Raw genomic sequence first — 12298 nt, 5'->3', positions numbered from 1 at the left:
GGGGTGGCCGGTGGCGGGGTCGACGGCCGCCGGCCCGATGGCGGTGACCCGGGCGGCCAGGCGGAGCCGGGCGTTGGGCCCCACGCCGCCGTAGACCTCGCCGGTCTCGTCCAGCACCCAGCCCAGTCGCACCGGTTCGGCCAGGGTGAGCTGGGCTTCCTCGGCGGCTTCGCGGTGCAAGGTGTCCTCGGGCGTCGCATCGGTCGTCTCCACGGTGCCGCCGGGCAGCATCGGCAGCGCGCCCCGCGGGCCGGGGTCGGCCACCAGGACGACCCGGCCGTCGGGGACGAAGCACCACGCCCAGGCTTGCTGTACGGGCAGCCGCTCGGGGACGGGGCCGCGGTGGAGAGGGCTGTCCCACAAGGGTCGGTAGCGGACGTGGACGTCATGGCGGTCCAGCGCCGGGACGTCGTGGATGTGCCGGCCGTCGGCGAGGTGAGCGGTGGCGGTGTTTCCGAGCCGGGCACGGTAGGCGGCGAGCATGATCTGCCCGTCCACGGGCCGCAGCCGCTGCACCGCGTCCCGGGTCTCCAGGAAGGCGTACTCGGACAGCTCCTCGCGCGGCAGGCGGATCGTCTCCACCTGGTCGGGGTGGAGGGTTCCCCCGTCGAAGACGAACCGGATCTCGCCGGGGCATGCCGTGGCGGGCTGGAGGTCGGGGTGGTGCGGGGAGAAGGAGTGGACGGCGAGCACGGCCGACAGGGGTAGATCCAGGCCCAGTTCCTCGGTGATCTCGCGCCTGCAGGTGATGTGCGGGTGTTCGCCGGCTTCGACGACGCCTCCGGGCAGCAGCCACGAGTCGTCCTCGCGGTAGGTGGGGTGCACCAGCAGGACCCGGCCGACCTCGTCGGTGATGATCGCGGCGGCGCCGAGCCACGCCGCATGCCTGGATGCGGCGTACTGCGCTGCGGGCAGAGCGGCACGCGGTGAGACGTGATCCGAAGGGGAGACGGGAGAGGTCACGTATCTCTGCCTTCCGAGACGGTGTACGGGCGAGTGGGCAGCGCTGAACGGCGAGGGGTGATCAGGGGGTGTCGCCGCTCATCCGGCGCTGCAGCTCCCACAGGGTCCGGAAGAGACCTGGCTCCCGGGTGAGCTGGGCGTAGGTGCCCTCCTGGACGATCCGCCCTTGATCCAGGACCACGATCCGGTCGGCGACGGCCACGTTGGTGAGCCGGTGCGTGATCAGCAGGATGGCGCGGTCCTTGGCCAGTTCGCGCAGGCCGGCGAAGATCCGGTGCTCCGCGCGGGCGTCGAGGGCGGCCGTGGGTTCATCCATCACCAGCAGCGCCGCCTGCCGGTGGAACGCGCGAGTGAGGACCAGGCGCTGCCACTGCCCGCCGGAGAGCTGCTGTCCGCCGAACCACTCGCTGGTCAGCAGGGTGTTCAGGCCGGAGCGCAGGCCCGGCAGCATCTCCGCGGCGCCGGACGCCTCGCATGCGGCGAGCAGGGCCGCCTCGCTGGTGTCGCCCTGCCCGAACGTGATGTTGTCGCGCATCGTCAGCGGCAGGTACGTGAACTTCTGCGGCACCAGCGCGACGTGCTCCCACGACCCCCACGGGTCCAGGTCCGCGGTGGAGGCGTGGTCCCAGGCCACGTCGCCCTCGGTGGGCAGCAACAGCCCGCACAGCAGGCGCGAGAGGGTCGTCTTGCCGGAGCCGTTCTCCCCGACCAGCGCCACGATCTCCCCGCGCCGCACGTGCAGGGAGACGTTGCTCAGGCTGTCCTTCGGGGCGCCGTCGTAGCGGTAGGTGACGTCGCGGACCTCGAAACGCTCCGGGGCGGCGGTCACGGGCGCGGTGCCGCGGGAGTCGGTCATGGCCTGGCCGTGGGCGTTGTCGAGGAAGTTCTGCCAGTCCTGCACGTACCAGCCGGTGCGCACCAGGCGGGCCCCGCCGTTGATGATGCCGCGCACCGAGCCGGTGGCGGTCTGGAGGGCGAAGACGGCGCCGCCTCCGGCCGCCAGGCTGATCCGCCCGGAGGCCAGGAGCCACAGCAGCGCCGCCCATACCGCGGTCGAGGCGATCCCGCCGGCCACTGCTCCTGCCAGCCCCATCCAGGCACCGGTGTTCGCGGCCTTGCGTTCGGCCGCGTTGACCGAGGCGGCCAGCCGCCGGTACCGGCCGATCAGGAAGGGGCCGGCCAGGCAGGCGCGCATCTCCTCACTGGACTCCTGATAGGCCATGTGCCAGCGCAGCTTGCCCAGCATCCGGCGCCGCCCGGAGGTCTCCAGCCCGGCGAGGTAGATCACGCGCGCGGAACGGACGTAGGCGGCGGCCTGCGGCAGGCACGCAAGGAAGAGAAGGGGAAGGAGCAGGGGGTGCAGGACGGTCAGGACGGTGGCGCCGGCCGCGAGCGTGGCGGTCGCCGCGAGGACGTCCTGCGCTTCTTCGACGAGGTCGGGGGTGACCTGGGCGCCGCGGTCGGCGATGTCGTAGGCGTCGTTGTAGCCGGGCTTGTTGTTGGCGGCCAGTTCCGCGCCGAGCGCGGCCTCGATCATCGTCAGCTCCGCGGCCCGGCCGAGCACCGGGCGCAGACGGCCGGTCAGCCAGACGACGGTGATGCCCAGCAGCGCGCGCAGGCCGGTGGCGGCGGTGATCACGGCCAGCTGCGGGGCGGCGTCCCACAGCCGCTCGGTGATGTCGCCCGAGGAGATCAGTGCGGTGATCGTGCCCGTGACGGCCAGGAGGCCGAGGGCCGCGAGGACGCCGGTCCCGATCTGGCATACCAGCAGGCCGACGGTCGCACCGCGGTCCACGCGCCAGGCCATCTGCACCGAGCGCCGCACGAGCGAGGGCAGGCGCCGCGCCATGGTGCGGGAGGTCAGCAGGGAGCCGGCCTGGAGCCTCGACTCGTCGCGGTAGAGGTATTCCTCCTCTCGAACACCGGCCTCCTGTGGTTCGTCGTCCGGCGTGGTCCCTTTCGGCGGTTGCGGCGGCTGGTCCTGCGTAATGGCCGAGGTCATCGTTCCCCCTAGGACGGTCGCTGCGGCAGAGTCGTGAGGTCTAACGACACGGCTGCGATATCGAACACACGTCATTCGGTCGTGCTGGGGAGCCCGCTATTTCCTTGGTGAGGGAACCCCGCGGGCGTGAGAGCCCTGGTCTGACTTGAAGCGGCTGCGGGCAGGAAATGGCCGAAACGCCGACACCGCCAACCAGCGTGGGCATTACGGCGGGTCATCCCGGTCGGTCCCCTCCTAGCCGGGATCTGGTTCGGCCTGCACCAGCCTTTCCAGCTCTGTCTCGGCGTGGGCGACCGCGCCCGTCAGAGCCTCATGGTGGTGGGCGGACATAACGCCGAAGCCCAGTCCGGCCGCGGCGATCACCGCGTTGAGCGCGTCTGTCGCCCCGTCGTCCAGGGCGGACGCGGCGACGGGGTGGTGCAGTGCGTCTCGTGCGGCGTAGGCGTCGAGTCGGGCGACTCTGACGAGGGAGTCGAGTACGCGGGCGGCGTATCGTCCGGTGCGGTCCAGTTCCAGGGCTGACAGGGCCGTCCGGGCCTGGAAGGCGGCGGTCGGAGGATCGGGGTGGGCAAGGAGCTGGACGGCTGCATCAAGGGTGCGGTCGAGGTCAGGTTCAGGGACGGGGACGTCTGCGGGCCGACAGTGGGCGTGCAGGAGGAGGGCGATGGCTCTCTCCCAAGGCTCCGTCGGGTGGGTGGTGTCGATCAGGTCGCGGGCCTGCTGGTCCAGGCCCTGCTCCATCAGGGCCATGATCTTGATCTGGCGGCCGTCGAGCAGCCGGTTGCCAATGCCGCGATGCTGGGCCATGGCTTCGGCCGCGTCGGTCCACCGCCCGATCTGGGCGAGGGCGCGGGCGCCGTCCACGAGCAGGGTGACGTACAGCTCCTGGCACACCGTGCGGTGGTCCTCGTCCGTGCCGGTCAGAGCAGACAGGTCGACGGTGCGGCCGTCGATGTCGGTCTTGTTCCGATGTCGGGCAGCGTCGTTGAGGCTGTACAACAAGCCGTAGGCGAGTTCGCCGTGGCCGGCGCGAGTCTGCAATCGGGCGAGGTTGACGAGCGGCATCAGCGACATGACGGCGACCCGTCCGCTGAGGCGTCCGGCGTTGGCGAAGACCTGGTGCTGGCGCCAGCACAGATCCTCGGCCAGGTCGGGCAGGCCGACATCGGAGGCGATGAGCGCGGCGTAGTTGAGGACCCCGCAGGCGCGGGCCACCAGGTCATGGTGGCTCGTACCTGCGGGCGCGACGGTCAGCCCGATGAGGTGGTTGATGCGCTCCTCCAAGGGGAGCGCGGGCGCCTTGGTGCGGCGGACCAGGGGGATGCGGCTGGCTATCGCGGGGATCATCGGCTCAGCCCTTGTGCGCCCAGTCGACGACCAGTCGGCTGTAGGGCTTGTCGACAACGAAGCGCGGGTCGTCCGCCGTCAGCCGTTCACGCGAGTCCGCGACGGCCATCCGGAAGCCCGGTTCGGGGGCGTCGTTGCCGCCGCTGGCGTCCCAGGCGCGGATCTCGCTCACGACGCGTTCGGCGAGGCCGGCGCCGCCCTCGCCGTGGCCGATCACGCCGACCTCCCAGTACCGCCCCTTCTCGTCTTCGCCCTCGCGGATGGTGAGGTATGCGAGCGACCCGCCGTCGAGGGCTGCCATGGAGCCCCACCCGAAGTGCGGGGTGAACCCGGGGCGCTGGCCCGGCAGGCGGGAGAGGCCGTTGGGCAGCACGCAGGCCAGGTACAGGTACAGCCACTCCCACGCCGAGCCCTGCCGGAACTTCACCCCGGTGTAGAGCTTGGTCTGCTGCTGGTCGAGGACGCAGCGGAGCGCGTCGCGGTCGACGTCCTGCTCGCTGAACGTCTCCAGGCGCGCGTTGCCCTCGCCGGCCATCGGCACGAGGGTGTACACGTCGTCGCAGACGCCCTTGCGCAGAGGGATGAAGGTGGCCATCTCGCAGGAGACGGTCTTCCACGTGTCCCCGTCGCGTTCGAAGGCGAAGGAGCGGGAGATGCTGCCGCGGATACGCATCGGCAGGACCAGGCGCCCGCCGGGGGCGAGCTGGTCGAGGATCTTCACGGGGACGTCGCCGGCGCCGACGGTGAAGATGATCCGGTCGTAGGGGGCGTGCTCGGGCAGCCCGGCCGCGCCGTCGGCCATCACCGCGGTGGCGTTGTCGACGCCGGCCTGGGCAAGGTGCTGGCTCGCGCCGGTGACGAGGTCCTGGTCGACGTCGAGGGTCCACACCTGCCCGCCGGGGGAGACGATCTTGCCGAGGAGGGCGGCGTTGTATCCGGTCGCGGCTCCGGCTTCCAGGATCTTGTGACCGGGCTGGGCGCCGAGCTGTTCGAGCTGGGTGGCGACGATGGACGGCGCGGAGATGCAGGAGATCATCTCCCCGTGCTCGTCGTGCTTGATCGGGACCGCGTCCTCCTTGTACGCGCTCTCCAGATCGACGCCGGGCAGGAAGGCGTGCCGGTCGGTGGTGCGGAAGGCGTCGATGGCCGCCTTGCTGCGCAGGTGGCCGCTGTCGACGAGCCGCTGGGCGAGGGCTTCGCGCAGCTGGTGGGGGTCGGTTACGGGTGTCACGGTGATCTCCATTCGAGGGAGGCTAGGGTCCGCAGATACGGACTTGCGGGTAGACACGTCAGCGCCTTCTCCGGTGGAGAAAGCGACGTGACGGCCGAGCCACGCGGTGGCGGCCTGCCCGTCGGCAGTCACGCCCGCGCGGTTGAACGCGAAGATCGCGTGATGCGCGATGACGCCCCGGATTCCGCGTATCAGCCGGCCGTCCGCGGCGAGCCGGCGCAGGCGGCGGCCGGCGTCCTCGAACGCCGCGACCCTCTCGACCCAGCCTGCTTCCGCGTCCGGGCGCAGGGCGGCATCCGCGTTCATCAGCCGCCGCATCGCGGAGACGGCTTGCTCCAGCGCGAGGCCCTGGGGCGGGGTGACGGGGGGACGCAGGGCAGCCCACCGGGCGTACACGTCTCCGGCTTCGAACGGGTCCAGCCCGGCTTCGCGAAGCATGGCGGACAGCAGCATCACGCTGCGCTCGCGGGCGCCGGGAGACCCGGTCTCGGCGAGCGCGGCCGGGCTGTCGGCGCAGAACACGTCGTGCGCGACCTCCATGCCCTCGGGACCGCCGAAGGCATAGGTTTCCGGCTCGTAGATCCCGCCCGTCCAGTCGGTGATCACGCGATCGGCGACGAGCTGGTCCAGCAGGCCGCCGACGGGCTGTTCGATGCGCAGGCGCACGCCGGCGTCCTTGCGCAGGAAGTGGAAGCGGCGCCCGGACAGCGCGGTCGCCAAGGCCCGGGCGGCGTCCGCGTGCTGGTCGGGGAAGGCCACGGAGGCGTGCCACCAGGGCGCGTCCGGGGGGATCGGCAGGTTCTCGTCGTCGAAGGTCACAGGCAGAAAACTCCTTGCGAGGCGGCGGGGCAGCGGTCAGGTGAGCAGGAGGACGCGGGTCCAGCCGGTGGTGTCGGTGGCGTGCAGGGCGAGTTGGGCTCCGGCGCGGCCTTCCATAAAGCCGGGTTTGGGCAAGTGCGCCCAGTCGGCGGCCAGCCGTCGGTGCAGGTCGTGGATGATCGGGGTGAAGCGGTCGGGTGCGGGACTGTCGGCCGCGACCGCGCGGGTGAGCATCAACAGCCCGGCCCAGCCGTGGCAGAGCGTGGAGTCGGTGATCCGGGCGAGGCGCAGCGGGTCAGTCAGGATGACTGCGACAGTGTCCTCGGCCGCCCGGCGGCGGGCTGTGTCGCCGAGGGCGAGAGCGGCGAGCTGCTGGGCGCGGGCGATGCCGGGCTGGCCGTAGCACCAGGACTGGCGGGCCGGTTCCGCTGCGGGCGGCTGCTCGGCGTCCAGGTGTGCTGTAGTGGACCAGTAGTGGGCGCCGTGCCGGTCGAGCCAGGTCGCGAAGGTGCCGACGGCTTCCTCCTGACCGGGGACGCTGATGCCTTCGCGCAGGGCGAGGGAGAGCACGGCGAGCGGCCCTGCGATGCCGTGGGCCATGCCGTTGTTGCCATGCCCGCCGGCCATCGTCTTCCCGTCCGGGCCGGCCGCCGACCACCACCCGGGCAGCATCCGGTCGTCACCGCGGAGGGGGTTGGCGAGCGCGACGAGGCAGGTGAGCACGTCGGGCAGCCGGGGCGCGATCGGGCGGCGGGACAGCAGCAGTGCGGCGAGTCCGGTCACGCCGCGGATGAGGTCCCATTCGGCAAGGTGGGGCAGCGCGCCGGCTGCTTGACGGCGGTGGGCGGCGGCGAGCCGGGCGTCCACGACGCGGTCGACCGCCGTACGGATGTCGTCGCCAGCTGCGTGGGCGCGGGCCAGGACGAACTCCAGGGCGGGTGCGCCGTGAAAGAGGCTGGCGTTGCTGCCGGTGCTCACGCCCCGGGCGGTCGCCTGGGTGAGGTGGCGGCGGGCGGTGGACAGGTCCCGGCGCTCGATGTCGAGCAGGGCCATCCCCAGGGCGCCCTCGGACAGGTCCTGCGTACGGGGCACGATCGTCGTGGTCATGAGCGCCTGGCCAGGGGGACGACGATGCTGTGGGCCCGGCCGCCGATCCACCCGTCGGCGTCCAGCGGGGGCGCGTCGTGCAGGGTGGCGATGCCGAAGGGGCTGGCGTCCAGGTGCGCGCGCAGGAGGTCCAGGTCGACGTCGCGGCTGAGGTCAAGGGGCAGCTGCTGGTCGTCCTCGGCGAGCAGGACCCGCTCCGGCACCCGGAACCGGGCACGCCAGGAGTGGAGTTGGTCTGCCCACTGCTGGAGTGAGGCGGTGCGGGCGGGCAGCGTGCGGCTGCGGATCTTCCACCGGGCGGCGGTGAGGATGGTGCGTCGGTAGACGAGGGCCGGGGTGAAGGGCAGGGTCCAGGCGGCGCCCCAGTCGAACCAGGTCACCTGCGGGGATGCGGCCCGGCTGATCTCGCCGAGGAAGCGGGCCATCGGCGGGGTGTAGTTGTTCCACAGGAAGTTGATGGCGGTGGGGGCCAGCAGCTCCAGCGGCTTGCCCGTCGCGGACTCCACCAGCTGGGGGCGGCCGTCGGCGACGGTGACCGACAGGTCCCTGGGGAAGAGGACGTGCGGGGCGGGGCGGCGGAATTCGCCGACGCTGACGACGCGGGGCACGGCCTGGGGCGCGCGGGTGAGCAGGTCGGCTGGCACTCGTCCGGCGTGGAAGGAGAGCTGCGCGAGTTCCGCCTCCGGATCGACGGTGGGCAGGTGCGCGTACGCCTCTTCGGCGCCGGGGAACAGGTGCCAGAACCGGCCAGTCATCGATCCGGCCGAGCGGGAGACGGTCAGAACGCGCAGCCGGAAGTCGCCCCGGTCCAGGGCAGGGACGGAGGTGGCGTGGACCTGTGCGGCCAGTTCGAGGTGGGGCGCCAGGTCGTGAGGTTTGTCGCCGGCCGCTGCTTCCAGTTCCTCGATCATCGCCCCGGTCACCGCGACGGTGCGGCTGCCTTCGGCGGCGGCGGTGCCGGCCAGCTCCAGCAGCAGACGGTCACGCCGGGACATCGGCCGAGGCGGTTCGCTCGCCGTGACGAACCCTGCAGGGAAGCCCACGCCCCGATCGGGAGCCGTGGCCACGTCCACCGGCACCGCGGTGTTCTCGCCGTAGCGCTCGGAGAACTGCTCGATCCACCGCCGCCAGGTCGGTGTCCCGGTCGGATGGGTGACCAGGCGGGCCAGGACGGTCGCCGCGGTCTCCACTTCGGTCAGCACCTGCTCGGGCAGCCGCACGTCGGCGTCCAGCCGCAGGTCGCACGCGGTTCGCAGGCCAGCTGCCCGAGCGCGCGCCGCGGGCGGTAAGACGTCGGTGGGGTCGGCGACGGTGGCGGGCGCGCGCAGCGAGGAGCGCAACAACCGCACCCGCAGCAGTTCACCGAGCAGCCGTTCGCGCGCGGTGCCGCTCACGGCGGGGAACTCCGCGGCCAGCTTGTCGGACAACTGGCGGTACCCGATCGGTGATTGGGCCAGGTCGAGTACGAGACGCAATGCGGGGCTGAGGGCGAGGCGGAACTCGGCGTCGCCCTCGGACGGTACGTGGATGTGCTGGTCGTGCTGTCGGATCAGAGTGTTGACGCAGACCTCGGCGTCGGCCATTCGCGCAGCGTCGCTCTCCCAGGTGCTGAGCACTTCCTCGAGCCCGACCGGCTCGGGGCGGGCCACGGCCTGGTGCTCGTCGCCGATGCGGACGGACGTGGTCTGGTCGAAGCCGAGCGGGGCGACGCCGGCGAACAGGCCGTAAGGGGTGGAGCGGCGTGCGCAGCGGATCGCGTAGCGGGCGGTGGCCAGCGCCGCCCGGCGCATCCGGCGCACCTTCGGTGTGCGGCCGTCGATGATGGCCTGCACCTGGTCCGCCAGGTTAGGGCTCGCCTGTGACACGGTCCGGCGGAAGTCGGTGTCGGACCAGACGGTGCTCAGCCACGCACGCCACTGTTCCACCGGTGCCGTGGACGTCGGCCAGGTTGGCATGGTGGGCTCGGTGAGGTGCACCGCGGCGCGCAGCATCGCCTGCCCCGCGCCCTGATACAGGCTGGGACGTACCCGTGTCATCACCGCTCTCCCTTCTTCTTTCGTGACGGGGCGGGATGCGGGCCGGACGGGAAGCCCCGCCCGGCCCGCACTGCCGGATCGGACCGGCTTACGAGGTGGTGCAGGCGCTGGGGCAGGAGCTGCCGCAGGTGTCGCCCGTGCTGCACATCAGGACCGTCTCGGTCGCCGGCGTGCCCTCGATGAAGGTGATGTCGAGTCCGAACGGGTCGGTCTCGTCAGTGGTAGCGAGGTCCGGCTGCGCGGGGGCGGTCGGCCTCTCCGTCTGCATGGCGGTCATGCTTGCCTCCTAGTGGCGATGGGTGGTGCGGGATGCCGGGCCCGGTCGGGACCCGGAACTTGGTGCCAGACGGTGGCGGGCGACGGTGTCGCCTGCTCCAGGGCGTCTGGGAGTCGGCGTGACGTGTCGTCAGGCTGCTGCGGGCTGCGCCCGCGAGTGCGTCTTTGCAGCCCTGTCCAGGACCTCGGTGAAGTGCTCGGCGCGCTCGTCGCCCTCGGCCTCCTGGGCGCGGAGGTCTCCGAAACGCGCCCAGTACCGCCTGCAGACGTCGCTGTTCATGAGCATCGACGCGTAGAAGGGCAGTTGTCCGTGGCGAACGAAGCCCAGCCGGTCACGCAGGCTGAGGGTGCAGATCTGCTGGTTGGCATGGAGCAGCTGCATGTACTCCTCGACGTCGATGTCCTCGGGCGTCCAGAGCTTGGCGAGGTCGGGGTTGGTGGACATCTGCGTCAGCCAGTCGAGCTGGTTCCGCGCGACGGCCACCTCGTTTCGCTCGGCCTGGTGCCGCGCGTCCTGCCTGAGCCGGGCGGCTCCGACCACGGCGGTGGTGAGGGAGACGGCGGCGCCGGCAGCGAGGAGGGCGGTAGTGAGCTTCATACTTCAACGGTCCTTTCAAGAAAGGAGGTCTGCGGAAGAGCGTTGGGTCTCTGGAACGTGTGGGGCCCGCTGCGTCATGCGGCCCCCGCGAGCACGACGGTCGGGGAGTCGACGGCATGGCGATCCGGGGCGTACCGGCGCCGCACCTTCTCCAGGGCGGCGGCGATCGGCGGCAGCCCGACGGCGGCCCTTCGCTGGTCGAGGGACTGCGGTGCGCGCAGCGGGCACAGCTCAGCCCCTGTTGCGTTGAGGACCAGTTGGGTCCCGAACTCTTGTGGTCGCCCGCTGTTGACCAGGGCACGGTCGTGAAGGTGGGCCCAGTGCTGGATGCGCGCGTCGTCGTCCTGGACTGCGCGCTTCAGAAGGGTGGTGGCCGCCCGTTGGAAGTCGGGCTCGCCGTCGGCGTGAAGAGCGATGCTCCAGGCGGCACGTGCCGCGTCGGGGCCGACGAGGCGGTGGCCGGGCCAGTCGTGTTCGGCCAGGATGCGGCGCAGCACTTTGGTGTCGGCGTGGTCGGCGTGACGGTCCTGGCCGAGTTGGACGGCGTCGAGGTGGTTGCGCACGCGCTTGGCTCGGCGCGCTGCCGACTGTGCGGCTCGGACGAGGAGTTCGCGGGCGAGGTCCGGCCGTATCGGTTCGGCGGTCCTCATGCGGTGCCCCGCTGGTCTGCGGCGGAACGCGGCTCGTGGACTCGGCAGCCGATGAGCGCGCTCAGCCCAGGCCGGCGCTCTGCGGTGAGTTCGAGGCGAGCGGCTCGCTCATCGTGCTGCCCGGTGCCGGATCCCCGTAGATCCCATCCCATGTCGGTGAGCCGATGAAGGAATGTGGCGATCGGATCAACGTCGAGAGGGTGGCGGGCCAGGACCTCGGCCCGCACGAGCGGTACGTCGAGCCGGGCAGCAAAGTCGGAGGCCCACAGAGTGATCAGCCGGACGGTGTCGTCGGAGCGGTCGGGCAGGGTGTGGACGCAGCCCAGGAAGAGGCACGGGCCCTCGCCCCATCGGAGGTGGGGCCAGCGCTGCGGGATCATGCATGCCAGCAGCAGCCCGTCCTCGAACAGTCCGGCTGGCTTGGCCTGCGGGTCGCGGAACAGAGCCGGGATGTCGGCTCGGGCGGGTACAGGCAGGCCGCGCATGGTGAGCCAGCGTTGACGGTCCTGGACGAGTGCGGCGGCCTCGTCTCGTTCGGTGTCGGTGCACAGTGTCCGCATCTCGTACACGGCCGGTAATTCTGTTGCGTGCCGGTGCAGGGCAGCGTGGGAGGGCTTGGTGGCCACAGAAACGGGTGACGCGTTCACTGGCTCGCTCCGCTCTCCATCGTGTCGGCCGGCCTGGTGCCCAGCAGGCCCCACGCGTGGGCAAGGACAACGAGCTGGGTGGTGTTGACCGCCCCAGTCTTGTCGAGCAGTTCATCGTGTGCCGCTCTGACATCGGCGGGGGCGATCTTGGCGGCGACGGCGATGTCGTGGGGATTGCTGTGCTCAGCGACGGCCTGCAGCAGCAGTTGCTGCTCCGGGCTGAGCTTGGGCGTTGGCCTGTCCGTTGTGGGTGGGGCGACCTGCTGGGCAGCGAACAGGCGGTGCACGATCACCGGGGGCTTGCAGCGGGGCGGGCAGTGAAGGCTCTCCCGGATGTCGCGGACGTATTGGCGGACGGTAACGGCCGACAGCCCGGTCCTCGTGGCGATTTCTCGGGGGGTGAGGTCGTCTGCGAGGTGCTGGGCGACGCGCTGCAGGGTCGGCGTGAGGGGTGTAATCGGTGCGCTGGTCGTCACGGGCGGTGTCACGGGTGTCTCTTTCTCGGCTGGGTGGACGGTCACCGGATGGGGTGTCGCCGGCCCCCGCGGGGGACGGGGGCCGACGACACGGGCCCGTGCGCGGCGGTCTGGATTTACGGGGTGCCGCGCACGGGGGCTTATGC

11 protein-coding genes are annotated in these 12298 nt (G+C 71.6%); all 11 read right to left on the bottom strand.

Annotation, left to right across the window (positions count from 1 at the left end; genetic code table 11):
• The coding region (locus C1J00_RS27065) for an NUDIX hydrolase (protein ID WP_102911632.1) at positions 1 to 963 on the bottom strand (963 nt) is incomplete at its 3' end.
• A 61-nt stretch (positions 964 to 1024) separates the two neighbouring features.
• Positions 1025 to 2965 carry an ATP-binding cassette domain-containing protein gene (locus C1J00_RS27060; RefSeq protein ID WP_102911631.1) on the bottom strand — a complete coding sequence of 647 codons (1941 nt, stop codon included), beginning with the start codon at positions 2963 to 2965 and terminating at the stop codon, positions 1025 to 1027.
• A 234-nt stretch (positions 2966 to 3199) separates the two neighbouring features.
• Positions 3200 to 4312, bottom strand: a complete 1113-nt coding sequence (locus tag C1J00_RS27055; RefSeq protein ID WP_102911630.1) for a hypothetical protein — start codon at positions 4310 to 4312, stop codon at positions 3200 to 3202.
• 4 nt (positions 4313 to 4316) lie between these two features.
• On the bottom strand, positions 4317 to 6362 hold the full coding sequence (fxlM, locus tag C1J00_RS27050; protein ID WP_102911629.1) for a methyltransferase, FxLD system: 2046 nt from the start codon (positions 6360 to 6362) through the stop codon (positions 4317 to 4319).
• 36 nt (positions 6363 to 6398) lie between these two features.
• Entirely contained in the window at positions 6399 to 7469 is a 1071-nt protein-coding gene (locus C1J00_RS27045; protein ID WP_102911628.1) for a lanthionine synthetase C family protein, read from the bottom strand.
• Positions 7466 to 9505 carry a lantibiotic dehydratase family protein gene (locus C1J00_RS27040; RefSeq protein WP_245936526.1) on the bottom strand — a complete coding sequence of 680 codons (2040 nt, stop codon included), beginning with the start codon at positions 9503 to 9505 and terminating at the stop codon, positions 7466 to 7468. Before C1J00_RS27040 ends, C1J00_RS27045 begins: the two co-directional genes overlap by 4 nt.
• A gap of 88 nt (positions 9506 to 9593) precedes the next feature.
• Positions 9594 to 9782, bottom strand: a complete 189-nt coding sequence (locus tag C1J00_RS27035) for an FxLD family lanthipeptide (protein WP_210961668.1) — start codon at positions 9780 to 9782, stop codon at positions 9594 to 9596.
• Positions 9783 to 9911: 129 nt separating this feature from the next.
• Positions 9912 to 10379, bottom strand: a complete 468-nt coding sequence (locus C1J00_RS27030; RefSeq protein ID WP_102911627.1) for a DUF6082 family protein — start codon at positions 10377 to 10379, stop codon at positions 9912 to 9914.
• 74 nt (positions 10380 to 10453) lie between these two features.
• Positions 10454 to 11029, bottom strand: a complete 576-nt coding sequence (locus tag C1J00_RS27025; RefSeq protein ID WP_102911626.1) for a DUF6624 domain-containing protein — start codon at positions 11027 to 11029, stop codon at positions 10454 to 10456.
• The gene (locus tag C1J00_RS27020; RefSeq protein ID WP_102911625.1) at positions 11026 to 11598 is read right to left on the bottom strand and encodes a hypothetical protein; all 573 of its coding nucleotides are present in this window, start codon (positions 11596 to 11598) and stop codon (positions 11026 to 11028) included. The genes C1J00_RS27025 and C1J00_RS27020 overlap by 4 nt, the downstream gene beginning before the upstream one ends.
• 74 nt (positions 11599 to 11672) lie before the next feature.
• Positions 11673 to 12164, bottom strand: a complete 492-nt coding sequence (locus C1J00_RS27015; RefSeq protein WP_245936525.1) for a DNA-binding protein — start codon at positions 12162 to 12164, stop codon at positions 11673 to 11675.
• Positions 12165 to 12298 lie beyond the last annotated feature (134 nt).

Source organism: Streptomyces cahuitamycinicus (assembly GCF_002891435.1).
Taxonomy (GTDB): Bacteria; Actinomycetota; Actinomycetes; order Streptomycetales; family Streptomycetaceae; genus Streptomyces; species Streptomyces cahuitamycinicus.
The sequence above is the reverse complement of the archived record's forward strand: the minus strand, read 5'-3'. Positions and strand labels throughout refer to the sequence as shown.